Genomic DNA, 23,313 nt, shown 5'->3' on the forward strand with positions numbered 1-23,313 from the left:
GACCGCGTCCGCGCCACGGGGGAGAGGCACCGATCATGCGGGGTACGGCACGGCGGATCTGGGCGGCGGGACTGGCCGCGGTGGCGATGGCGGCGGGGCTCGCCGCTTGCACCGGCGGTACGGACGACCGGGTCGAGGCCTGCACGGACGGGACGTACGCCTGGTCCGGCGTGAAGCGCACCGAGAAGCTGACCGAGCTCGCCGACCCGATCTTCTTCGAGAAGAAGACGGCGTCGTATTCGTCCAAGCTCAAGCGCGTGGACGACACGGTCTACCGACCCTCGGTGAGCGTCGCGCCCAAGGGCGTCGGCGCGGTCGGCGTGATCAAGGCGCTGGGCAGGCACCTGAAGGTCGAGTGGCCGCTCGCAGGCCCGTCCGAGAAATACGGAGACGGGGTTGAGGAGCACTTCGAGGCGGAGACCGGGGATCTCAAGGGCGCGTACTACTCGTGGGGGTACCTCAAGCTGGTCGACGCCGACTTCACGTACACCTGCGGGAGCGGCACCCCGATCAAGGGCCATGTGCGCACCTGGGAGGGGAGCGGCAGCGGCTTCCTCCCCTGTTCTTCGGAGCCCTCGGACATCACGACCGGCCATGACGCCGCCCTCCGGACCTGCCCGGAAGGCTCCCCGGCGACCAGGGCCACCTGATCCGATCCGGCCCGGCGAGCCCTTACCGCGACGGCCCCGTACCATGGGGTGAGGCCGTGGCGTGTCCAGCCCGGCAGGGCCCGCGTAACACAGACGTACGCGAGAGCCGTCCTCACACTCCGGGAGAACGCCGCAATATGGCCACGCGCCACGACATCCGCAACGTCGCCATCGTCGCCCACGTCGACCACGGCAAGACGACCATCGTCGACGGAATGCTGAAGCAGGCCGGTGCCTTCGCCGCCCACCAGCTCGACTCCGTCGACGACCGCATGATGGACTCGAACGACCTGGAGCGTGAGAAGGGCATCACGATCCTCGCCAAGAACACGGCGGTGAAGTACCACCCCAAGGACGGCGGGGACCCGATCACGATCAACATCATCGACACCCCCGGCCACGCCGACTTCGGTGGCGAGGTCGAGCGTGGTCTGTCGATGGTCGACGGGGTCGTCCTCCTCGTCGACGCCTCCGAGGGGCCGCTGCCGCAGACCCGCTTCGTGCTGCGCAAGGCGCTCCAGCAGCGGCTGCCGATCATCCTGTGCATCAACAAGACGGACCGGCCGGACTCCCGGATCGACGAGGTCGTCAACGAGACCTACGACCTCTTCCTCGACCTGGACGCCGACGAGGAGCAGATCGAGTTCCCGATCGTCTACGCGTGCGGCCGTGACGGCGTCGCGTCGCTCACCAAGCCGGAGGACGGGACCGTACCCTCCGACTCCACCAGCCTGGAGCCGTTCTTCTCCACCATCCTGGAGCACATCCCGGCCCCGACGTACGACGAGACCGCCCCGCTCCAGGCGCACGTCACCAACCTCGACGCCGACAACTTCCTTGGCCGTATCGCCCTGCTCCGCGTCCACCAGGGCGAGCTGAAGAAGGGCCAGACGGTCGCGTGGATGAAGCGTGACGGGTCCGTCAGCAATGTCCGGATCTCCGAGCTGATGATGACCGAGGCGCTGACCCGGAAGCCGGCGGAGAAGGCCGGGCCCGGTGACATCTGTGCCGTCGCCGGTATCCCCGACATCATGATCGGCGAGACCCTCGCCGACACCGAGAACCCGGTCCCGCTGCCGCTGATCACGGTCGACGAGCCCGCGATCTCGATGACCATCGGCACCAACACCTCCCCGCTGGTCGGCCGCGGCGGCACCGGCAAGGGCGCCGACGCGAAGGCGGCCGTGAAGGACCGCAAGGTCACCGCCCGCCAGGTCAAGGACCGCCTCGACCGCGAGCTGATCGGTAACGTCAGCCTCCGCGTCCTGGAGACCGACCGCCCCGACGCCTGGGAGGTCCAGGGCCGTGGTGAGCTCGCGCTCGCCATCCTCGTCGAGACCATGCGCCGCGAGGGCTTCGAGCTGACCATCGGCAAGCCGCAGGTCGTCACCAAGGACGTGGACGGCAAGGTCTACGAGCCCGTCGAGCGCATGACCATCGACGTGCCCGAGGAACACATGGGCGCCGTCACGCAGTTGATGGGCGTGCGCAAGGGCCGTATGGACAACATGTCCAACCACGGCTCGGGTTGGGTGCGCATGGAGTTCGTCGTGCCCTCCCGCGGTCTCATCGGGTTCCGGACCGAGTTCCTGACCCAGACGCGCGGTACGGGTATCGCCCACTCCATCCACGAGGGCCACGAGCCCTGGTTCGGCGCCCTGCAGACGCGCAACAACGGCTCGCTGGTCGCCGACCGCTCCGGTGCCGTCACCGCCTTCGCGATGACGAACCTCCAGGAGCGCGGTGTGCTGTTCGTCGAGCCCGGCACCGAGGTGTACGAGGGCATGATCGTCGGTGAGAACTCCCGCTCCGACGACATGGACGTCAACATCACCAAGGAGAAGAAGCTCACCAACATGCGGTCGTCCACGGCCGATGTCGCCGAGTCGATCGTTCCGCCGCGCAAGCTGTCGCTGGAGCAGTCCCTGGAGTTCTGCCGCGACGACGAGTGCGTCGAGGTGACCCCGGAGGCGGTCCGCATCCGCAAGGTGAACCTGGACGCCCGCGAGCGCGCCCGCGCCGCGAGCCGCGCCAAGCACGGCTGACGCCGGCCCTCCCGGCCTGACACGACGACACCGGGCACCCGCCGAGCGGCGGGTGCCCGGTGTCGTCGTAGGGGGCCGGAGGGAGCTGCAGGGAGGGCCCGGGGGAGTCGTAGGGAAAACCCTCTATTTACAGGAGAGGGGCCTGGTCTTCACCGGATGACCACTAGGCTTCTGTGGACCCGCTGTGCCGCCGTCGGCGTACACGCACGGTGACCGGTCGGCCTTGCCGCGAGGGTGTGACGAATCCGCCATGCATGACGGCCGCGGCGGCCGCAACCGATTTTCCACACCGATCCGTCCGGAATGCGGACGCTCACTCCCGATAGATGTGTAACAAGTCCGTTTCGCAGGGATCTTTCGTCAAACCCTTTGTCCGGATTTTGGAAGAAGTAGCCGCCAGGTGTGATCGAACCGAGACCTTACGGGTGTGGTTCGGCCATGTGGCAATGACAGATAGTTAGGCGCGTAGAGCTCGGAAGAACGAGTCACGCGCTGACGGGGCGCAGACTCGCGAGCGTGGGGGCACCAGACTTTCTTCGCTGCCGGTGACGGTGGCGGCAGCGTGTCTTGTGCGCCCCTTTGCGGTGAACCAATGGACTCATGAGGAGGAACCCATGCGCGGTGCCAAGAGCGCCAAGTGGGTCGCGATAGCCGCGGTTGTGGCCCTGGGCGCGACCGCCTGTGGTGGTGGAAGTGGTGACGGCGGAAGCGACAGCAAGGCCGCGATCGACCCGAACGGCAAGTTCTCGATCGAGGTCGGCGAGCCGCAGAACCCGCTGCAGCCCGCGAACACCATGGAGTCCAACGGCAGCATCGTCACGCGTGCTCTGTTCTCCACGCTCGTCGACTACGACAAGAGCGGCAAGATCGTCATGGTGAACGCCGAGTCGGTGGACACCAAGGACAACAAGACCTTCACGGTCAAGCTGAAGCAGGGCTGGAAGTTCCACGACGGCACCCCGGTGACCGCCGAGTCCTACGTCAAGGCCTGGAACTGGGCGGCCAACCCGGAGAACAAGCAGACCAACAGCTTCTGGTTCTCGGACATCCAGGGCTACTCCGACGTCGCCCCCGAGAAGGGCAAGCCGAAGGCCACCGAGATGTCCGGCCTGAAGGTCGTCGACCCCAACACCTTCACCATCACCCTGACCAGCCCGCTGCCGTACTTCGTGTACAAGCTGGGCTACGAGGTCTTCTCGCCGCTGCCGGAGTCCTTCTACAAGGACCCGAAGGCCGCCGGTGAGAAGCCGATCGGCAACGGCCCCTACAAGTTCGTCAGCTGGGACCACAAGAAGCAGATCGAGGTCGCCCGGTACGACGACTACCAGGGTCCGAACAAGGCCAAGAACGGTGGTGTGCTCTTCAAGAACTACACCAGCCTCGAGACGGCCTACCAGGACCTGAAGTCCGGCAACGTCGACGTCCTGCGCCAGATCGCGCCCAAGGACCTGCCGGTCTACAAGCAGGACCTCGGCGACCGCGCCGTGGACCAGGCCTACTCCGCGATCCAGACGGTCGCCCCGGCCTTCTACACCAAGCAGTGGAAGGACATCGACCCCAAGGTCCTGCAGGGCCTGTCGATGGCGATCGACCGCGACACCATCACGAAGACGGTGCTCCAGGGCACCCGTGAGCCCGCCACGGGCTGGGTCGCCAAGGGCGTCCTCGGTTACCAGCCGGACCTCGGCACGGACATCTTCAAGTACGACCCGGCCAAGGCCAAGCAGCTCATCAAGGAGGGCGGCGGCGTTCCCGGCAACGCCATCTCCATCCAGTACAACGCCGACGGCGGCCACAAGGACTGGGTCGAGGCCGTCTGCAACTCCATCACCAAGGCCGTCGGTGTGAAGTGCACCGGCGACTCCAAGGCCGACTTCCAGGCCGACCTCAACGCGCGTGACGCGAAGGAGGTCAAGTCCATGTACCGCTCGGGCTGGGTGCTGGACTACCCCTTCAACGCCAACTTCCTGCGTGACCTGTTCGGCACCAAGTCCTCCGGCAACCAGAGCGGCTTCTCCAACAAGGAGATCGACACCCTGATCTCCCAGGCCGACGGCGCCAAGTCGCAGGACGAGTCGCAGAAGCTGTACCAGGAGCTGGAGAAGAAGCTCCCCGAGTACATGCCGAGCATCCCGCTCTGGTACTACAAGGTCAACGCGGGCTACTCGGAGAACGTCACGGGCGTCGCGTACGCCCAGGACGGCGACCCGATCCTGACCGGCGTTCAGGTCAAGAAGAAGTAACCGCTGACAGCCCGCGATCCCGGGAGCGACGCCGGACGGCGCCGCTCCCGGGGGGACGGCAGCGGCTGGGGGGCCCTTTCCACACGCATCCTTGGCGGGTGCGCGTGGAAAGGGCCCGTCGGCTGCCGCTGCTGGAATTGACATGGAGGCACGATGGGGCGCTACGTCGCACGACGACTGCTCCAGATGATCCCGGTGTTCATCGGGACGACACTGCTGATCTTTCTCATGGTCTACGCCCTGCCCGGCGACCCCGTGCGAGGGCTCTTCGGCGACAAGGCCGGCAGCCCGCAGGTCATTGCGGCCCTGAGACATGAGTACGGCCTGGACCAGCCGATCCTGGTGCAGTACTGGAATTACATGAAGGACATGGTGCTGCACGCCGACTTCGGCACGCAGATCGCCAGCGGCCGCCCCGTCACGGAGGTGCTCGGCGACGCCTTCCCGGTGACGCTGCGTCTCGCCGGGCTGGCCTTCGCCATCGAGGTCGTGCTGGGCATCGTTCTGGGCATCGTGGCGGGCCTGCGCGCCGGCCGGGTCACCGACAACGCGATCCTGCTGGTCACGCTGCTGCTGATCTCGATCCCGGTCTTCGTTCTCGGCTTCATCCTTCAGCTCGTCTTCGCCGACCAGCTCGGCTGGGTGGATCCGTCCGTCAACGACGCCACCAACTACGGCCAGTTGATCATGCCGGCCTTCGTCCTGGCGACCGCCTCGCTGGCCTACGTGACCCGGCTCACCCGGACCTCGATCGCGGAGAACCTGCGCGCCGACTTCGTGCGCACCGCTGTCGCCAAGGGCCTGCCGAAGCGCCGTGTCATCGGGGTGCACGTCATGCGCAACTCGCTGATCCCCGTGGTCACTTACCTCGGCATCGACATCGGCGCGCTGATGGGCGGAGCCGTCGTCACCGAGCACATCTTCAACATCCACGGCGTGGGCGGCACGATCGCCGAGTCCATCGTGCGCCGCGAGGGCACCACCCTGGTGGGCCTGGTGACCATCCTGGTCCTCGTCTACCTCCTCGCCAGCCTGCTCGTCGACCTGCTCTACGCGGTCCTGGACCCGAGGATTCGCTATGCCTGACGTGACCAAGACCGAAGTCAAGGGCGCCGTGACGGCGGCGACGCCGCAGGCTGCCGCGACGGTTGCCGAGCCGAAGCCGGAGAAGGCCCGCAGCCTGTGGGGCGACGCCTGGGTCGACCTGCGCCGCAGCTGGATCTTCATCGTCTCCAGCGTGCTGATCCTGTTCCTGCTGACGATCACCTTCTTCCCCGGCTGGTTCACCAGCACGGACCCGATCCTCGGCGACCTGTCCAAGCACTACCTGCAGAAGCCCAAGCTGGGCGAGGTGGGCTCGGCCGACTGGCTCGGCTACGACCAGCAGGGCCGCAGCGTCTACGCGCGCCTCATCTACGGCACCCGGGCCTCCGTCGCCGTCGGTTTCGGCACCACCCTCCTCGTCACGCTCGTGGGCGGCCTGGTGGGTATGGTCGCCGGCTACTTCGGAGGCATCGTCGACGCGCTCCTGTCGCGCCTGACGGACATTTTCTTCGGCATCCCGTTCCTGCTCGGCACCATGGTCGTGCTCAACTCCTTCACGGACCGCACGACCTGGATCGTCATCGGCGCACTCGGCTTCTTCGGCTGGACGCAGATCGCCCGCGTCATGCGCGGCGCGGTGATCACCACCAAGCAGGCCGACTATGTGCAGGCCGCCAAGGCCCTGGGCGCGAGCACCCCGCGGATCATGTTCCGGCACATCCTGCCGAACACCCTCGCCCCGGTGATCGTCGTCGCCACCATCTCGCTCGGCATCTACATCGCCGCCGAGGCCACGCTGTCCTTCCTGGGCCTCGGCCTGAACGGCGTCTCGTGGGGCAACGACATCTCCGACGGCGGCAACCAGATCCGCGTGGCCCAGTGGATCATGCTCTACCCGTCGATCATGCTCAGCATCACGGTGCTGGCGTTCATCATGCTCGGTGAGGCCGTCCGCAACGCCCTCGACCCGAAGATGCGCTGAGGGAGGCGTACGTGACCATCATCGAAGAAGTCGTCCCCGTGCCGTCGCCCCGCGACGGCGACGGCGACGGTGCCCCGCTGCTCGAAGTGCGTGACCTGCACGTCGAGTTCCACACCCGCGAGGGCATCGCCAAGGCCGTCAACGGCGTCAACTACAGCGTGAACGCCGGCGAAACCCTCGCCGTGCTCGGCGAGTCCGGCTCCGGCAAGTCCGTCACCGCGCAGGCCATCATGGGCATCCTCGACATGCCGCCGGCGAGGATCCCGCAGGGCGAGATCCTCTTCCGCGGCCAGGACATGCTGAAGATGTCCGCCGAGGAGCGCCGCAAGATCCGCGGCCAGCGCATCGCCATGATCTTCCAGGACGCGCTGTCCTCGCTGAACCCGGTGCTGACCGTCGGCTACCAGCTCGGCGAGATGTTCCGGGTCCACCAGGGCATGTCCAAGAAGGACGCCAAGGCCAAGGCGATCGAGCTGATGGACCGGGTGAAGATCCCGGCCGCGGCGGCGCGCGTCAGCGACTACCCGCACCAGTTCTCCGGCGGTATGCGCCAGCGCATCATGATCGCGATGGCGCTCGCCCTGGAGCCGGACCTGATCATCGCCGACGAGCCCACCACGGCCCTCGACGTGACGGTCCAGGCCCAGGTCATGGACCTGCTCGCGGAGTTGCAGCGCGAGTACAACATGGGACTCATCCTGATCACCCACGACCTCGGCGTGGTCGCCGACGTCGCGGACAAGATCGCGGTGATGTACGCGGGGCGCATCGTGGAGCGCGCCCCGGTCCAGGAGCTGTACAAGCGCCCCGCGCACCCGTACACCAAGGGTCTGCTGGACTCGATCCCGCGCCTGGACCAGAAGGGCCAGGAGCTGTACGCGATCAAGGGCCTGCCGCCCAACCTGCTGCGCATCCCGACCGGTTGCGCCTTCAACCCGCGCTGCCCCCAGGTCCAGGACGTCTGCCGTACCGACATCCCGGCCCTGCTCCCGGTCGCGGAGCCGGACGGCACCGAGCTGGCCGGCCGCGGCTCGGCCTGCCACTTCTGGAAGGAGACGATCCATGGCTGAGCTCAGCAAGAACGACGAGCCGCAGGACGCCACGCCGAACGTCTCCGAGGTCGAGGTCGTCGACGCCCACTCCGAGTCGGAGGCGGTCGCCGCGATCGAGGCGCCCGTCGAGCGGGGCGAGCCGATCCTGCAGGTGCGCAACCTGGTGAAGCACTTCCCGCTCACCCAGGGCATCCTGTTCAAGAAGCAGGTCGGCGCCGTCAAGGCCGTCGACGGTGTCTCCTTCGACCTGTACCAGGGCGAGACCCTCGGCATCGTGGGCGAGTCCGGCTGCGGCAAGTCCACCGTCGCCAAGCTCCTGATGAACCTGGAGCAGGCGACGGCCGGCGAGATCTTCTACAAGGGCCAGGACATCACCAAGCTGTCCGGGCGCGCGCTGAAGGCGGTCCGCCGCAACATCCAGATGGTGTTCCAGGACCCGTACACCTCGCTCAACCCCCGTATGACGGTGGGCGACATCATCGGGGAGCCCTTCGACATCCACCCCGAGGTGGCCCCGAAGGGCGACCGGCGCCGCAAGGTGCAGGAGCTCCTGGACGTCGTCGGCCTCAACCCGGAGTACATCAACCGCTATCCGCACCAGTTCTCCGGCGGTCAGCGCCAGCGCATCGGCATCGCCCGCGGCCTGGCCCTGAACCCCGAGATCATCATCTGCGACGAGCCGGTCTCCGCGCTGGACGTGTCCGTCCAGGCGCAGGTCATCAACCTGATGGAGCGACTGCAGGACGAGTTCAACCTGTCCTACATCTTCATCGCCCACGACCTGTCGATCGTCCGGCACATCTCGGACCGCGTCGGTGTGATGTACCTCGGCAAGATGGCCGAGATCGGCACCGACGAGCAGATCTACGACCACCCGACGCACCCCTACACCCAGGCGCTGCTGTCGGCGGTCCCGGTCCCCGACCCGGAGGCCCGCGACCACCGCGAGCGGATCATCCTCACCGGCGACGTCCCGTCCCCGGCCAACCCGCCCTCGGGCTGCCGCTTCCGCACCCGCTGCTGGAAGGCACAGGACAAGTGCGCCGAGGAGATCCCGCTGCTGGCGGTCCCGGAGCGCTTCAAGGGCGAGGACACGCCGGCGGCCCACGAGTCGGCGTGCCACTTCGCCGAGGAGAAGGACGTCGTCCACGCGTAGCGTCTGCGACGGCTCGGCAGTCGTTCCCGGCACCCCGCTGTGGGGGTGCCGGGAACTGGCGTTCTGGGGGACGACGGTTCTGCGTTTGGTGCGGCGCCGCGGGGGCTGGTCGCGCAGTTCCCCGCGCCCCTTTCGGGGCGCGTGCTTGCAGAGAGAGGCAACGGAGGAGCCGGCGGTTGCGCCCTGCGTACCTCGTCGTGGAGCGGTCACCGGCACTGACCCGCGAGGAGGTGGACGCGCTGGCCGCAGAGGCCTCCGCCCACGGCTGGACCCCCCTCTTCGCCGACCGATACCCGTACGCGGGCGGTCCCCGGCACTACGCCGCCCACCTGACGAACACGGACGGCTTCGAGGTCGAGCTGGTGGCCGCCGTCAGGCCGTGATGCCCGCCCGCGCCCAGTGACACGCCACCTGCGCCTGCCCACCTCCGCCGAGCACCCCCGGATCCTCCGTCCGGCAGGCGTCGGCCACTCCCGCCCTATCCGCCTCCCCGCTCGCCAGAACCTGGCACCGGGCGTGGAAACGGCACCCGGACGGAATGCGGGACGGGTCGGGGGGTTCACCGGTCAGGACCACCGGGTCGCCCGGGGCCTCCGGCAGGACCGACAACAACGCCTGCGTGTACGGATGCCGAGGCTCCGTCAGCACCTGCTCCACGTCCCCCGTCTCCACGATCCGGCCCAGGTACATCACCGCCACCCGGTCCGCGATGTTCCACGCCAGCCCCAGGTCGTGGGTCACCACCAGGGCCGACAGGCCGAGGTCGGTGCGCAGCCGTAGCAGCAGGGCGAGGATCTCGCCGCGTACGGACGCGTCGAGGGAGGCCACCGGCTCGTCGGCGACGAGGAGTTCGGGTTCGAGGACCAACGCGCCGGCGATGACGACCCGTTGGCGCTGGCCGCCGGAGAGTTCGTGCGGGTAACGCAGGAAGAAGCGCTCGGGGGGCCGCAGCCCGGCCCTGGAGAGGGCCTCTGCCACGGCCGTACGCTCGTCGCCGCCGTGGCCGTGGATCCGCAGGCCCTCCGCCACCGCGTCGTACACCGTGTGCCGTGGATTCAGCGACCCGGTCGGGTCCTGGAGGACGAGCTGGGCGCGCCGCCGGTACGCCTTCAGGGCCCGTGAGGAATACCGCAGTCGCTCGCCGTCGAAGACGACCCGCCCCTGCGTCGGCGGCACCAGCCCGAGCAGCGCGCGGGCCAGCGTCGTCTTGCCGCAGCCGGACTCGCCGACGAGTGCCACGATCTCACCCGCGCCGATGTCGAGGTCGACCCCGTCCACCGCACGGGCGGGCGGGGCGCCGTGCCGGCCGGGGTACGTGATGTGCAGGCCTTGTGCGCTGAGGAGGGTCATGGTCGGCTCCGCGTGTCCTGGGGTGCCTGCGTGTGCGGACGGGGTGCTCGCCGGTCGGGCGTCGGTGGCACGGGACCGAGCGGCGTGCGGGTCGGCTTCGGCCTGCCGCGGCCCGGCTCGCTCGGAGTTCGGGTGCTCAGGGGGGTCATGGCCGGCGCCTCGCGTGCGGGGGTGCCTGCGTGTGCGGACGGGGTGCTCGCCGGTCGGGTGTCGGTGGCACGGGACCGAGCTGCGTGCGGGTCGGCTTCGGCCTGCCGCGGCCCGGCTCGCTCGGAGTTCGGGTGCTCAGGGGGGTCATGGCCGGCGCCTCGCGTCCTGTGTGGCCCGTACGTGTACGCATGCCGCCCGGCGGTCCTCGTCGGCCGTACGCAGTTCCTGGTCGTCCACCGCGCAGGACTCCAGCGCGACCGGACAGCGCGGGTGGAAGGCGCAGCCGGAGGGCACCGCGGACGGGTCCGGTGGGTCGCCGGGGAGGCCGCGGGGGGCGAAGCGGGACGCCGGGTCGCCGATTCTCGGGAACGCCTCCGACAGCGCCTTGCCGTAGGGGTGCCGGGCGTCCTCGTAGACCGTGCGGGCCGGGCCCTCCTCGACCACTCGGCCCGCGTACATCACCGCCAGCCGGTCGCAGGTGTCGGCGAGGACCGCCAGGTCGTGGCTGATCGCGATCAGGCCCAACTGCTGTTCGGTGACGAGTTGTTGGATGAGGCGGAGAATCTGCGCCTGGATCATCACGTCCAGGGCCGTGGTCGGCTCGTCGGCGATGACCAGGCGGGGGTCGCAGGCGAGCGCCATGGCGATCATGACGCGCTGCCGCTGGCCGCCGGACAGCTCGTGGGGGTATGCGGATGCGCGCGCCGCAGGCAGGCCCACGTGCTCCAGGAGCTCGCCCGCCTTCCGCTTCGCGGCCGCCTGCGTCGCCTTCCGGTGCAGCAGGATCGGCTCGGCGATCTGGTCGCCGACGCGGTGGACGGCGTTCAGCGAGTGCATCGCGCCCTGGAAGACGATGGAGGCGCCGGCCCACCGCACCGCCCGCACCCGCCCCCACTTCATGGTGAGGACGTCCTCGCCGTCCAGCAGGATCTCCCCGCCGATCCGGGTCCCGGCCGGCAGCAGCCGCAGCAGGGCGAGGGCGAGCGTGGACTTGCCGCAGCCCGACTCGCCCGCGATGCCGAGCTTCTGCCCGGCGGCCAGCGTCAGGTCGACGCCCCGCACGGCGGCCGCCCCGCCGGGGTAGGTCACCGTGAGGTCTCTGACGTCGAGCAGGCTCACGAGGTCACCCCCTGGTTGACCGGATGCCGGACCTTCAGGAGCCTCAACGCCCCACCCCCAGCCTCGGGTTCAGCACCGACTCCACCGCCCGCCCGCACAGCGTGAACGCCAGCGCCACCACCGCGATCGCGATGCCCGGCGGCACCAGATAGCTCCAGTTGCCGGAGCTGACCGCGCCGGCCTCGCGCGCGTCCTGGAGCAGCCCGCCCCATGAGACGACGGTCGGGTCGCCCAGCCCCAGGAAGGCGAGGGTCGCCTCGGCGAGGATGGAGGACGAGATCATCAGCGTCGTCTGGGCGAGGACCAGCGGCATGACGTTGGGCAGCACATGCCGGGACATGATGTGCCAGTGCCCGCCGCCGAGCGCCGTCGCCCGTTCGATGTACGGCCGTGACTCCACCGCCAGCGTCTGCGCCCGCACCAGCCGGGCCGTCGTCGGCCAGGAGGTCACGCCGATCGCCAGCACGACCGTGCCCAGCGAGCGGGACATCACGGTGGCCAGCGCGATGGCGAGGACCAGGGTCGGCATCACCAGGAACCAGTCGGTGATCCGCATCAGCACGGTGCCGTACGCCCCCTTGAAGTGCCCCGCGGTGATCCCGACCAGCGTGCCGATCGCCACCGACAGCGCGGCGGCGAGCAGCCCGACCAGCAGCGACACCCGCGAGCCCCACACCACCAGGCCCAGCAGGTCCCGCCCGAACCGGTCGGTGCCCAGGGGGAATTCCGCGCTCGGGCCCTCCATCGGCTGCCCCGGCGCCCCCGTCACGCCGGCCACGTCCGAGCCGACCGTGAGCGGGGCGGTCAGCGCCAGCAGCGCGAACAGGGCGAGGGCCACAAGGCCCACCAGCCCGGCGCGATGGGTGCGGTACTGCGTCCAGAAGCGTGCGGTGGACCGGCGCCGCCGCTGCCACGCGAGCGCCCGCGGACCGGCCGTCCGGGCCTCGGTACCGGCCGTCCCGTCCGTCCCGGGCGCCTTGGCCCCGTCGGTCTCGGTCGTCATCGGCCCACCCGGGGGTCGAGGAGCGGATAGACCAGGTCGGCCAGGGTGTTCATGACGATCACCGCCGCTGCGAAGAAGAGGAACAGGCCCTGTACGAGGGGCAGATCGGGCACGCTCAGCGCCTGGTAGAACAGCCCGCCGAGGCCCGGCCAGGAGAACACCGTCTCGACCAGGATCACGCCGGCCACCGTCCGGCCCAGATTGACGAAGACCAGCGTCACCGTCGGCAGCAGCGCGTTCGGCACGGCGTGCCGGCGCCGGACCAGGTCGTCCCTGAGGCCCTTGGCGCGGGCGGTCGTCAGATAGTCGCTGCCCATTTCGTCGAGGAGTGCCGAGCGGGCCACCAGCAGGGTCTGGCCGTACTCGACCGCGACCAGCGTGACGACGGGGAGGATGAGGTGGTGGGCGACGTCGAGGACGTACGCGAAGCCCTCCTCACCGCCCGACTCCATGCCCCCGGTCGGGAACAGCCCGGGAATCGGGCCGATCCCCACCGAGAACACGATGATCAGCAGCAGGCCCAGCCAGAAGGACGGGACGGAGTACAGGGTCAGTGCCAGGCCGGTGTTCAGCCGGTCGCCGAGTCCTCCGTGCCGCCAGGCCGAGCGGGTGCCCAGCACGATGCCGAGCAGCGTGTACAGGACGAACGCGGTGCCGGTGAGCAGCAGGGTGTTGGGCAGCGCCTCGGAGATCTTGTCGATGACGGGCGCCCGGAACTGGTACGAGGTGCCGAGATCTCCGGTGAGCGCCTTGCCGCAGTAGTCGGTGAACTGCTGCCACAGCGGCAGGTCGAGCCCGAACTCCTCGCGGTAGGCGGCGAGTTGCTCCGCGGAGATCGGGCGGCCGCCCGTCATGGTCTTGACGGGGTCGCCGGGGATCAGCCGGAACAGGAAGAACCCGGTGACGAGGACGGCGAGCAGGGAGACGGCGGCGCCGCCCACCTTCCCGGCGCCGTACCGCAGATAGCGCGTGGTGGTGCGCGCCCGCGGTCCCCGGACCGCGGGCGCGGCGGCCTTGACGGCCGCGGCGGAGGGTGCGTCGGCGGTCATCGGCGCTACTCGCGCTCCTCGGCGGTGGCCCGGCGGCGCAGCGCGAAGAGCACACCCCCACCGACGAGGACGGCGGCACCCACGGCGACACCGACGACGACGCCCGTCGAGCCGGAGCCGCCGGAGGAACCGTCGGAGTCCGCCGGGGTCGCCGACCACCAACTCCAGTAGCCGTCCTGCCCGTAGATGTTGCCCGCCTTCGCGGGCATCGTCGTGATCGACTCGATCTGGTCCGTGCGGTAGGCCTCGACCGCGTTCGGGTACGCCATGACGTTCATGTACCCGAGGTCGTACAGCCGCGACTCCATCTGCTTGACGATGTCCGCCCGTTTGGCGGGGTCGTACTCGGCGAGCTGCCGCGCGTACAGGTCGTCGTACTTCTTGTCGCAGATGAAGTTGTCCGTCGCGCCCGTGTCCTTCGGGGTCGCGGGCAGCGCGCCGCAGGTGTGGATCGACAGCACGAAGTCCGGGTCGGGGTTGACGGACCAGCCGTCGAAGGCGAGGTCGTAGGTGCCCGCGAGCCAGGGGTCGCTGACGTTGTCCAGGCAGTCGAGTTTCATGCCGATGCCGAGATCGCCCCACCACTCCTTCAGGTACTGCCCTATGGCCTTGTCGTTGGGGTCGGTGGCGTGGCACAGGACGCGGTAGGTGATCGGTTTGCCGTCCTTGTCCACGCGCTTGCCGTCGCCATTCTTCTTGTAGCCCGCCTGGTCGAGGAGCCGGGCGGCCTCGGCGGGGTCGTAGGCGAGTTCCTGACCGTCGGCAGGCTTCCAGAAGTACGAGGAGAAGCGCGGCGGGATGTATCCCTCGCCCTGCACCGCGTATCCCTGGAACACCTTGTCGATGATGGTCTTGCGGTCGACCGCCATGAACAGGGCGTGCCGCACCCGCTCGTCCAGCAGCGAGGGGTGGCCGTCACCGAACTTCTGGCCGTTCTTCGCCCGTGCGCCGGGGTTGACGGCGAGGGCGTAGAAGCGGCGGCCCGGGGCGTCGTTGACGTGGATGTCCTTCTCGCCCTTGAGGGAAGCCGCCTGGGCGGGCGTCAGCGCGGGTGCCCCGGCGACGAAGGAGACCTCGCCCTTGCGCAGGGCGGCGACCGCGGCGTCCTGGTCCTTGTAGTAGCGGAAGACCAGCTCGTCGAACTTCGGGGCCCCGCGCCAGAAGTCCTTGTTGGCCTTCAGACGGACGTAGCTGTCGGGCTTGTAGTCGGTGAGGATGAACGGCCCGTTCCCGACGACGGGGAACTTCTTGTCGTTGTTGAACTTCGAGAAGTCGCCGGCCTTCTCCCAGATGTGCTTCGGCACGATCGGCACGTCCAGCGCCGTCATCGTGGCCTGCGGCTTCTTCAGCTCGATGACCAGCTTGGTCGGGCTCGGGGCCGTCACCTTCTTGAAGTTGGCGACGAAGCTGCCGTTGGCGGTGGCCGCTCCCTCGTCGGTCATCATCGTGTTGAACGTCCACGCCGCGTCCTCGGCGGTGGTCTGCCGGCCGTCCGACCACTTGGAGTCGGAGCGGATCGTGTACGTCCAGGTCAGCTTGTCCGGGGACGACTCCCACTTGGTCGCCAGGGCCGGGACGGCGTGGGCGTCCTTCGGGTCGTAGTTGGTGAGGTACTCGTACATCAGCCGGTGGATGCTCGTGCTGAGCAGCCGCGACGCCAGGAAGGGGCTCAGGGAGTCGACGCTCTGTGCGACCGCGACGGTGAGGACCCTGTCGCCGTCCGCCGCCACCGCCTGATGCGGCACGAGTCCGGCCGCCAGCGTCAGGGTGGCTGCTCCGGCTGCGGCGAGGAGCCGCCGCGCTCTGCTGTGCTGCTCGTGAGTGCTCATGGTCGTGACCTCGCGTCATCGCTTGCACAGGGACGGCTGGTTGGAACGGCTGGTTGGAACGGCTTCTTGGACTGTCAGCGCATTTACTGCGCGCGTGAGCAGTGCATGAAACCCCATCTGGCCTGCGGAAAAAGCGAAGTGATGAGATTGAGACAGCCATTGGTCCACACCGGTGAAGAGCCCCTGGTGGGGCCCTGGCAGTGCTTTCCCGTTTCCCGGAACGCCTGACGCCGAACGGGCTAACGGCGCCCCGGATGGGTGCCGTGCGCATGCACAGTCCCTCACGGCTGCCGATATTTGCTGCCAGGGCGCGGCGATTCAGGGGCGGCGCCGTCACGAGGAGGCACCATGCGCACAGCCACGCACGCCGGACGGGCCGCATGTGCGGTGGCGGTCGTCCTCGCGGCGACGGCGACGGCCTGCGGAGGCGGGGAAGGCAGCGGCGCGGGTGGCGACGCGGTGCTCAGCTCCTCCTGGACGGACCCGCAGAACCCGCTGGAGCCCGCCAACACCAACGAGGTGCAGGGCGGCAAGGTGCTCTCCATGATCTTCCGGGGTCTGAAGCAGTACGACCCGAGGACGGGCGAGGCCGAGAACATGCTCGCCGAGAAGATCGAGACCACCGACTCGCGGAACTACACCGTCACCGTCAAGGACGGCTGGACCTTCAGCAACGGCGAGAAGGTCACCGCCCGGTCCTTCGTGGACGCCTGGAACTACGGGGCGAGCCTGGAGAACCACCAGAAGAACGCCTACTTCTTCGGCTACATCGAGGGCTACGACCAGGTGCACCCGGAGAAGGGCGCGCAGAGCGCCGAGACGATGTCCGGGCTGAAGGTGCTCGACGACCGCACCTTCACCGTCCGGCTCAGCCAGAAGTTCTCCAGCTTCCCCGACACCCTCGGCTACAACGCCTTCGTCCCGCTGCCGCGCGCGTTCTTCGACGACCACGACGGCTGGCTGGCCAAGCCCGTCGGCAACGGGCCGTACAGCGTGGAGTCGTACACCAAGGGCTCCGAGATGCATCTGACGAAGTGGGACGCCTACCCGGGCGAGGACGCGGCCCGCAACGGCGGCGTCACCCTCAAGGTCTACACGGACAACAACACCGCCTACACCGACCTGCTGGCCGGCAACCTCGACCTGGTCGACGACGTACCGGCCCAGCAGCTGAAGAACGTCGGGAAGGACCTCGGCGACCGCTACCTCAACACCCCGGCCGGCATCATCCAGACCCTGGCCTTCCCCTTCTACGACAAGAACTGGAACAAGGCGGGCTCGGTCAAGGTCCGCCAGGGCCTGTCCCGGGCGATCGACCGCGAGCAGATCACCAAGACCATCTTCCAGGGCACCCGCACCCCCGCCACCGACTGGACCTCACCCGTCCTCGGCAAGGACGGCGGTTACAAGGCGGGGCTGTGCGGTCAGTGGTGCGAGTACGACGCCGCCGCGGCGAAGCGGCTGATCAAGGAGGGCGGCGGGCTGCCCGGCGGGCAGGTGAAGATCACCTACAACGCGGACACCGGCTCGCACAAGCTGTGGGTGGACGCCGTCTGCAACTCCATCAACAACGCCCTCGACAACGACCGGGCCTGCGTCGGCAACCCGATCGGCACCTTCGCCGACTTCCGCAGCAAGTCCACGACCCAGAAGCTCTCCGGCCCCTTCCGTGCGGGCTGGCAGATGGACTACCCGCTGACCCAGAACTTCCTCCAGCCGCTCTACTACACGGGCGCCTCCTCCAACGACGGCAAGTGGTCGAGCGAGGAGTTCGACAGGCTCGTCGACCGGGCCAACGCCGAGACCGACCCGGCGAAGGCCGTGGAGATGTTCCAGAAGGCCGAGGAGGTCGTCCGGGACAACATGGCGGCGATCCCGCTGTGGTACCAGAACGGCAGCGCCGGCTGGTCGGAGCGGCTGTCGAACGTGACCCTGAACCCGTTCAGCGTCCCCGTCTACGACCAGATCAAGGTCGGCTGAGCCCGGCATGGGGCGGTACGTCGTCCGGCGCCTGGTGCAGATGGTCCCGGTGTTCATCGGGTCCACGCTGCTGATCTTCCTCATGGTGAACGTGATGGGCGACCCCGTCGCGGGCCTGTGCGGCGACCGGCAGTGCGACCCGGCGACGGCCGCCCAGCTCAGGAAGGAGTTCGGGCTCGACCAGCCCGTGTGGCAGCAGTACCTGACCTACATGGGGAACGTCTTCACCGGGGACTTCGGTACGGCGTTCAACGGCCAGGATGTCACCGAGCTGATGTCGACGGCCTTCCCGGTCACCATCCGCCTCACGATCGTGGCGATCCTCTTCGAGGTCCTGATCGGCATCACGCTGGGCGTCGTCACGGGCCTGCGCCGCGGCCGCCCCGTCGACACCGGGGTGCTGCTGCTGACCCTCGTCGTCATCTCCGTCCCCACCTTCGTCACCGGCCTGCTGCTTCAGCTGCTGCTCGGCGTGGAGTGGGGCTGGATCCGGCCGTCGGTCTCCCCGGCGGCCCCCTTCGGGGAGCTGATGATCCCGGGCCTGGTCCTCGCCTCGGTCTCCCTGGCGTACGTCACCCGCCTGACCCGCACCTCGATCGCGGAGAACCGGCGCTCCGACTACGTCCGTACGGCGATCGCCAAGGGCCTGCCGCGCCGCCGCGTCGTCACCCGGCACCTGCTGCGCAACTCCCTCATCCCGGTGGTCACCTTCATCGGCGCCGACATCGGCTTCCTCATGGGCGGCGCGATCGTCACCGAGCGGATCTTCAACATCCATGGCGTCGGCTACCAGCTCTACCAGGGCATCCTGCGCCAGAACACGCAGACCGTCGTCGGCTTCGTGACGGTCCTCGTCCTCGTCTTCCTCCTCTGCAACCTGGTCGTCGACCTCCTGTACGCCGTACTCGACCCGAGGATCCGCTATGCCTGACCAGCCGTTCCAGTCCGAGGGGGCGATCTCCGGCAGCGGAACGGGCGGAGCGATGCACGTGGCCGCCGGCGAGGCGGAAATCCTCGAAGGCCGCCGCTCCGGCGGGCGGGCTCCCGTGGAACCGGACGGCGGCGCGGAGCCGACGGCCCCGGATCCCTCGGCCGCCGCCTCCACCGACCGCCCCCGCAGCCTCTGGTCCGACGCCTGGCGGGACCTGCGCCGCAACCCGGTCTTCCTGGTCTCGGCCCTGATCATCCTGTTCCTGCTCTTCATCTCCCTCTTCCCCTCGGCGATCGCCCCCGGCAGCCCCCTCAAGTGCGACCTCGCCAAGGCCCAGCAGGGCTCCGCACCCGGGCATCCCTTCGGCTACGACGGCCAGGGCTGCGACGTCTACACGCGCACGGTCTACGGCGCTCGTACGTCCGTCACGGTCGGCGTCTGCGCCACGCTCGGGGTGGCGGTGCTCGGCTCGGTGCTGGGCGCCCTGGCCGGCTTCTTCGGCGGCCTGTGGGACTCCGTCCTCTCTCGCGTCACCGACATCTTCTTCGCCATCCCGGTCGTCCTCGGCGGCCTGGTCCTGCTGTCGGTCGTGACGAGCAACTCCGTCTGGCCGGTCATCGGCTTCATCGTGCTGCTCGGCTGGCCGCAGATCTCCCGCATCGCCCGCGGCGCGGTCATCACCGCCCGACAGAACGACTACGTCCAGGCCGCCCGCGCCCTGGGCGCCTCCCACTCCCGCATCCTGCTCCGCCACATCGCGCCCAACGCCGTCGCCCCGGTGATCGTGGTGGCGACCATCGCCCTGGGCACCTACATCGCCCTGGAGGCCACGCTGTCCTACCTGGGCGTAGGCCTGAAACCCCCGAGCGTCTCCTGGGGCATCGACATCTCGGCAGCCTCCCCCTACGTCCGCAACGCCCCCCACGCCCTCCTGTGGCCCTCGGGCGCCCTGGCGATCACGGTCCTGGCCTTCATCATGCTCGGCGACGCGGTACGCGACGCCCTGGACCCGAAGCTGAGGTGACGGCGTGACGCTTGTGCCGTGCGCCCGACGGGCGCTGCTGGGCCTTCGTACGCATCGCCGGCTGGGTCCGCGCCCGATTAGGGGCGCGAGGAACTGCGCGACCAGCCACGACGGCGTGTCAGCTGATCGACGGCCTGCTCGTGGCACTGCCAGCGGAGCGTTTGGTGTGCGGCGCCTTGGATCCGAAGTTGAGGTGACGCTTGTGCCGTGCGCCTGGCGGGCGCTGCTGGGCCTTCGTGCGCATCATCGGCTGGGTCCGCGCCTGATTAGGGGCGCGAGGAACTGCGCGACCAGCCACGACGGCGTGTCAGCTGATCGGCGGCCTGCTCGTGGCACTGCCAGCGGAGCGTCTGGTGTGCGGCGCCTTGGAGCCGAAGTTGAGGTGACGCTTGTGCCGTGCGCCTGGCGGGCGCTGCTGGGCCTTCGTGTGCATCATCGGCTGGGACCGCGCCCGATTAGGGGCGCGAGGAACTGCGCGACCAGCCACGACGGCGTGGCAGCCGATCGACGGCCTGCTCGTGGCACTGCCAGCGGAGCGTCTGGTGTGCGGCGCCTTGGAGCCGAAGCTGAGGTGACGCTTGTGCCGTGCGCCTGGCGGGCGCTGCTGGGCCTTCGTGCGCATCATCGGCTGGGTCCGCGCCCGATTGGGGGCGCGAGGAACTGCGCGACCAGCCACGACGGCGTGTCAGCCGATCGACGGCCTGCTCGTGGCACTCCCAGCGGCGGCGTTGGGCGCGAGCAGCCACGACGGAGCCGCAGGCGATCGACGGCCTGTCGCGGCACCACCGGCGGAGCGCATCGTGCGCGAGGGGCTCGATCCGAAGTTGAGGTGAGGCGGCGGCATGTTGCTCGAAGTGTGTGATCTGCGGGTGGAGTTCCGGACGCGGGACGGGGTCGCCCAGGCCGTCAACGGGGTCGACTTCGCCGTGGAGGCGGGGCAGACGCTCGCCGTGCTGGGGGAGTCCGGGTCCGGGAAGTCGGTGACCGCGCAGGCGGTGATGGGGATTCTCGACATGCCGCCGGGGCGCATCACCGGGGGCGAGATCCGCTTCCGGGGGCGGGACCTGCTCACGCTGAAGGAAGAGGAGCGGCGCAGGCTCCGGGGGACCGAGATGGCGATGATCTTCCAGGACGCCCTGTCGTCGCTGAATCCCGTGCTGACCGTGGGTGATCAGCTCGGCGAGATGTTCGTGGTCCACCGGGGGATGTCGCGCAAGGACGCGCGGACCAGGGCCGTGGAGCTGATGGACCGGGTGCGGATCCCGGCCGCCAAGGAACGCGTGAGGCAGTACCCGCACCAGTTCTCCGGCGGTATGCGCCAGCGCATCATGATCGCGATGGCCCTCGCCCTGGAACCGGCCCTCATCATCGCCGACGAGCCCACCACCGCCCTCGACGTCACCGTCCAGGCCCAGGTCATGGACCTGCTCGCGGAATTGCAGCGCGAGTACAACATGGGACTCATCCTGATCACCCACGACCTCGGCGTGGTCGCCGACGTCGCGGACCGGATCGCCGTGATGTACGCGGGCCGGATCGTCGAGTCGGCGCCGGTCCACGACATCTACAAGGCGCCCGCCCACCCGTACACCCGGGGCCTGCTGGACTCCATCCCGCGCCTGGACCTCAAGGGCCGGGAGCTGTACGCCATCAAGGGCCTGCCGCCCAACCTCATGAACACCCCGCAGGGCTGCGCCTTCCACCCCCGCTGCCCGATGGCCCGCGACGTGTGCCGCACGGACGTACCCCCGCTGTACGAGGTCACCGGGCCGGACACCCCGCGGGGCAGCGCCTGCCACTTCTGGAGGGAGTGCCTCGATGGCTGAGCCGGTTCTTCAGGTCAGCGGGCTCGTCAAGCACTACCCGCTCACCCAGGGCATCCTCTTCAGGAAACAGATCGGCTCGGTGAAGGCGGTCGACGGCGTCGACTTCACGCTTCACCGCGGCGAAACCCTCGGCATCGTCGGCGAGTCCGGCTGCGGCAAGTCCACGGTCGCCAAGATGCTGGTCAACCTGGAACGCCCGACGGCCGGCGCCATCCGCTACCGGGGCGAGGACATCACCAAGCTGTCCGGGCGCGCGCTGAAGGCCGTACGGCGCAACATCCAGATGGTCTTCCAGGACCCGTACACCTCGCTCAACCCCCGTATGACGGTGGGCGACATCGTCGGAGAGCCGTACGACATCCACCCCGAGGTGGCTCCCAAGGGCGACCGGCGCCGCAGGGTCCAGGACCTGCTCGACGTGGTCGGCCTCAACCCCGAGCACATCAACCGCTACCCGCACCAGTTCTCCGGCGGCCAGCGCCAACGCATCGGCATCGCCCGGGGACTGGCCCTGCGCCCGGACGTCATCGTCGCCGACGAACCCGTCTCCGCGCTGGACGTCTCCGTCCAGGCCCAGGTCATCAACCTGATGGACCGCCTGCAGAACGAGTTCGACCTCTCCTACGTCTTCATCGCCCACGACCTGTCGATCGTCCGGCACATCTCCGACCGCGTCGGAGTCATGTACCTGGGACGGCTCGTGGAGACCGGCACGGACACCGAGATCTACGACCACCCCACGCACCCGTACACGCAAGCCCTGCTCTCCGCGGTCCCCGTCCCCGACCCCGAGGCCCGTGAACGCCGCGAACGCATCATCCTCACCGGAGACGTCCCGTCCCCGACGAACGTCCCCTCCGGCTGCCGCTTCCGCACCCGCTGCTGGAAGGCGCAGGAACGCTGCGCCCAGGAGGTACCGGAGCTCGCGGTGCCGCCGCGTTTCCGGGAGTCGGGCGGGCCCGAGGCGCACGACTCCGCCTGCCATTTCGCCGCAAACATCCATCAACCGCGTTAACACGCAGGCAACTCAGCCGACCCGATTCCGATATACGGACGCGTCACGCTGAACAGCGTACGGCCGTGCGGGTGCCGTAAACGAGCCGGGGCGCGCCATGTCGCCCCGGCTCGTTGCCGTTTGTGGTCACTCGGTGAAGCCCTCCCGCCCACTCTGTGTGAATGGGAACACGTTTTCTGTTCCTTGTGAGAGCTGTTAGGTTCTCCTGTGACTGGCGGGGGGCCTGACAGCTGACCACTTCACCCCCCGTGCATGGATCAACATGGGGGATATTTCGCATGCGCGCAAAGACCGCGTTCTGCTCTGCCCTGGCCGTTTCCGCTCTGGCGCTGCTCGGCACCTCCGTGCCCGGCCAGGCCGTCGCCGCCACTGACACTTCGACGGCCGGCACTTCCGTCGTCCGCGCGAACGACCTCACGTTCGCCCCGCAGGCGTCCAGGAGCACCCGCTCTCTCGTGGCCGCGAACCCGGGGGTCGCCGTACGGGCCGCGACGGTGTGCGGCGCGGGATACACGGAGATCCTCACCGCGCGGCGGCTGCCGAACGACAGCGCCCGGTACGCGACCGTCTACGTGTACACCGACGGCTCCACGACCGGCCCGCACATCTACGACAAGCCGACCTGCGGCGTCCTGCACAACGAGACCGGTTCCGCGCAGTACATGGGCATCCGGCTGAAGGACAACTACACCGACACCCCGCACGACGAGGACTTCGGCACGTACAGCACGTACGCCGGTCCCGTCCGCCAGAAGAGGGGCTACTGCGGCGAGGTGTACTCGTACATGAAGAAGGGCGGCAGGGTCGTCATCGACAGCATCGACGCCGTCGGAAACTGCAACTGACCGCTGCTTGCAGGGAATTG

At 69.0% G+C, this 23,313-nt stretch carries 18 protein-coding genes and 1 pseudogene; 14 read left to right on the forward strand and 5 right to left on the reverse strand.

The genetic code is table 11. The annotated features are described in order from the left end of the window. Positions 1 to 35 precede the first annotated feature (35 nt). The 8 genes and pseudogenes from ACIBU0_RS10110 to ACIBU0_RS10145 all read left to right on the forward strand — a co-directional run. The gene (locus tag ACIBU0_RS10110; RefSeq protein WP_398814546.1) at positions 36 to 650 is read left to right on the forward strand and encodes a hypothetical protein; all 615 of its coding nucleotides are present in this window, start codon (positions 36 to 38) and stop codon (positions 648 to 650) included. Positions 651 to 787: 137 nt separating this feature from the next. Beyond that, entirely contained in the window at positions 788 to 2,695 is a 1,908-nt protein-coding gene (gene typA / locus ACIBU0_RS10115; RefSeq protein ID WP_398814549.1) for a translational GTPase TypA, read from the forward strand. A 614-nt stretch (positions 2,696 to 3,309) separates the two neighbouring features. Further along, a complete protein-coding gene (locus tag ACIBU0_RS10120) occupies positions 3,310 to 4,938 on the forward strand; it encodes an ABC transporter substrate-binding protein (protein WP_398814551.1) in 1,629 nt (542 codons plus the stop codon). 153 nt (positions 4,939 to 5,091) lie between these two features. Continuing rightward, positions 5,092 to 6,024: an ABC transporter permease gene (locus tag ACIBU0_RS10125; RefSeq protein ID WP_398814554.1), complete on the forward strand. Its 933-nt coding sequence runs from the start codon at positions 5,092 to 5,094 to the stop codon at positions 6,022 to 6,024. Then, on the forward strand, positions 6,017 to 6,964 hold the full coding sequence (locus ACIBU0_RS10130; protein WP_398814557.1) for an ABC transporter permease: 948 nt from the start codon (positions 6,017 to 6,019) through the stop codon (positions 6,962 to 6,964). Before ACIBU0_RS10125 ends, ACIBU0_RS10130 begins: the two co-directional genes overlap by 8 nt. Before the next feature lie 11 nt (positions 6,965 to 6,975). Then, the gene (locus tag ACIBU0_RS10135; protein ID WP_398814560.1) at positions 6,976 to 8,034 is read left to right on the forward strand and encodes an ABC transporter ATP-binding protein; all 1,059 of its coding nucleotides are present in this window, start codon (positions 6,976 to 6,978) and stop codon (positions 8,032 to 8,034) included. Next, positions 8,027 to 9,172, forward strand: a complete 1,146-nt coding sequence (locus ACIBU0_RS10140) for an ABC transporter ATP-binding protein (RefSeq protein WP_398814563.1) — start codon at positions 8,027 to 8,029, stop codon at positions 9,170 to 9,172. The genes ACIBU0_RS10135 and ACIBU0_RS10140 overlap by 8 nt, the downstream gene beginning before the upstream one ends. A 164-nt stretch (positions 9,173 to 9,336) precedes the next feature. Next, positions 9,337 to 9,555 (forward strand): annotated as a pseudogene (locus ACIBU0_RS10145) (glyoxalase); the annotation flags it as partial. Here the strand turns inward: ACIBU0_RS10145 and ACIBU0_RS10150 are convergent. The 5 genes from ACIBU0_RS10150 to ACIBU0_RS10170 form a co-directional block, all read right to left on the reverse strand. Continuing rightward, on the reverse strand, positions 9,545 to 10,522 hold the full coding sequence (locus ACIBU0_RS10150) for an ABC transporter ATP-binding protein (protein WP_398814566.1): 978 nt from the start codon (positions 10,520 to 10,522) through the stop codon (positions 9,545 to 9,547). The pseudogene ACIBU0_RS10145 and the gene ACIBU0_RS10150 overlap by 11 nt on opposite strands. A 294-nt stretch (positions 10,523 to 10,816) precedes the next feature. Then, a complete protein-coding gene (locus ACIBU0_RS10155; RefSeq protein ID WP_398814569.1) occupies positions 10,817 to 11,791 on the reverse strand; it encodes an ABC transporter ATP-binding protein in 975 nt (324 codons plus the stop codon). A 43-nt stretch (positions 11,792 to 11,834) separates the two neighbouring features. Then, a complete protein-coding gene (locus ACIBU0_RS10160) occupies positions 11,835 to 12,794 on the reverse strand; it encodes an ABC transporter permease (protein WP_398814572.1) in 960 nt (319 codons plus the stop codon). Next, entirely contained in the window at positions 12,791 to 13,843 is a 1,053-nt protein-coding gene (locus tag ACIBU0_RS10165; RefSeq protein WP_398814575.1) for an ABC transporter permease, read from the reverse strand. Before ACIBU0_RS10165 ends, ACIBU0_RS10160 begins: the two co-directional genes overlap by 4 nt. A gap of 5 nt (positions 13,844 to 13,848) precedes the next feature. Then, positions 13,849 to 15,672, reverse strand: a complete 1,824-nt coding sequence (locus ACIBU0_RS10170; protein ID WP_398814578.1) for an ABC transporter substrate-binding protein — start codon at positions 15,670 to 15,672, stop codon at positions 13,849 to 13,851. A 348-nt stretch (positions 15,673 to 16,020) separates the two neighbouring features. Between ACIBU0_RS10170 and ACIBU0_RS10175 the strand changes: the two genes are divergently transcribed. From ACIBU0_RS10175 to ACIBU0_RS10200, 6 genes are all read left to right on the forward strand, one after another. Further along, entirely contained in the window at positions 16,021 to 17,652 is a 1,632-nt protein-coding gene (locus tag ACIBU0_RS10175) for an ABC transporter substrate-binding protein (RefSeq protein ID WP_398814581.1), read from the forward strand. Between the two features lie 7 nt (positions 17,653 to 17,659). Next, a complete protein-coding gene (locus ACIBU0_RS10180; RefSeq protein WP_398814584.1) occupies positions 17,660 to 18,583 on the forward strand; it encodes an ABC transporter permease in 924 nt (307 codons plus the stop codon). Then, a complete protein-coding gene (locus tag ACIBU0_RS10185) occupies positions 18,576 to 19,607 on the forward strand; it encodes an ABC transporter permease (protein WP_398814587.1) in 1,032 nt (343 codons plus the stop codon). Before ACIBU0_RS10180 ends, ACIBU0_RS10185 begins: the two co-directional genes overlap by 8 nt. An 842-nt stretch (positions 19,608 to 20,449) precedes the next feature. Then, a complete protein-coding gene (locus tag ACIBU0_RS10190; RefSeq protein WP_398814590.1) occupies positions 20,450 to 21,433 on the forward strand; it encodes an ABC transporter ATP-binding protein in 984 nt (327 codons plus the stop codon). Next, positions 21,426 to 22,448 carry an ABC transporter ATP-binding protein gene (locus ACIBU0_RS10195; RefSeq protein ID WP_398814591.1) on the forward strand — a complete coding sequence of 341 codons (1,023 nt, stop codon included), beginning with the start codon at positions 21,426 to 21,428 and terminating at the stop codon, positions 22,446 to 22,448. Before ACIBU0_RS10190 ends, ACIBU0_RS10195 begins: the two co-directional genes overlap by 8 nt. A 278-nt stretch (positions 22,449 to 22,726) precedes the next feature. Continuing rightward, positions 22,727 to 23,293 carry a hypothetical protein gene (locus ACIBU0_RS10200; protein ID WP_398814594.1) on the forward strand — a complete coding sequence of 189 codons (567 nt, stop codon included), beginning with the start codon at positions 22,727 to 22,729 and terminating at the stop codon, positions 23,291 to 23,293. The last annotated feature ends 20 nt before the right edge of the window (positions 23,294 to 23,313 follow it).

Origin of the sequence: Streptomyces sp. NPDC049627, from assembly GCF_044465645.1 — a bacterium.
Lineage (GTDB): Bacteria > Actinomycetota > Actinomycetes > Streptomycetales > Streptomycetaceae > Streptomyces.

Excerpts from the sequence above, each read along its gene's own strand:
- typA (WP_398814549.1), top strand. The coding sequence starts at position 788 with ATGGCCACGCGCCACGACATCCGCAACGTCGCCATCGTCGCCCACGTC.
- ACIBU0_RS10130 (WP_398814557.1), top strand. The coding sequence starts at position 6,017 with ATGCCTGACGTGACCAAGACCGAAGTCAAGGGCGCCGTGACGGCGGCG.
- ACIBU0_RS10175 (WP_398814581.1), top strand. The coding sequence starts at position 16,021 with ATGCGCACAGCCACGCACGCCGGACGGGCCGCATGTGCGGTGGCGGTC.
- ACIBU0_RS10170 (WP_398814578.1), bottom strand. The coding sequence starts at position 15,672 with ATGAGCACTCACGAGCAGCACAGCAGAGCGCGGCGGCTCCTCGCCGCA.
- ACIBU0_RS10180 (WP_398814584.1), top strand. The coding sequence starts at position 17,660 with ATGGGGCGGTACGTCGTCCGGCGCCTGGTGCAGATGGTCCCGGTGTTC.
- ACIBU0_RS10160 (WP_398814572.1), bottom strand. The coding sequence starts at position 12,794 with ATGACGACCGAGACCGACGGGGCCAAGGCGCCCGGGACGGACGGGACG.
- ACIBU0_RS10120 (WP_398814551.1), top strand. The coding sequence starts at position 3,310 with ATGCGCGGTGCCAAGAGCGCCAAGTGGGTCGCGATAGCCGCGGTTGTG.
- ACIBU0_RS10150 (WP_398814566.1), bottom strand. The coding sequence starts at position 10,522 with ATGACCCTCCTCAGCGCACAAGGCCTGCACATCACGTACCCCGGCCGG.
- ACIBU0_RS10185 (WP_398814587.1), top strand. The coding sequence starts at position 18,576 with ATGCCTGACCAGCCGTTCCAGTCCGAGGGGGCGATCTCCGGCAGCGGA.
- ACIBU0_RS10110 (WP_398814546.1), top strand. The coding sequence starts at position 36 with ATGCGGGGTACGGCACGGCGGATCTGGGCGGCGGGACTGGCCGCGGTG.
- ACIBU0_RS10200 (WP_398814594.1), top strand. The coding sequence starts at position 22,727 with ATGCGCGCAAAGACCGCGTTCTGCTCTGCCCTGGCCGTTTCCGCTCTG.
- ACIBU0_RS10165 (WP_398814575.1), bottom strand. The coding sequence starts at position 13,843 with ATGACCGCCGACGCACCCTCCGCCGCGGCCGTCAAGGCCGCCGCGCCC.
- ACIBU0_RS10125 (WP_398814554.1), top strand. The coding sequence starts at position 5,092 with ATGGGGCGCTACGTCGCACGACGACTGCTCCAGATGATCCCGGTGTTC.
- ACIBU0_RS10195 (WP_398814591.1), top strand. The coding sequence starts at position 21,426 with ATGGCTGAGCCGGTTCTTCAGGTCAGCGGGCTCGTCAAGCACTACCCG.
- ACIBU0_RS10140 (WP_398814563.1), top strand. The coding sequence starts at position 8,027 with ATGGCTGAGCTCAGCAAGAACGACGAGCCGCAGGACGCCACGCCGAAC.
- ACIBU0_RS10190 (WP_398814590.1), top strand. The coding sequence starts at position 20,450 with ATGTTGCTCGAAGTGTGTGATCTGCGGGTGGAGTTCCGGACGCGGGAC.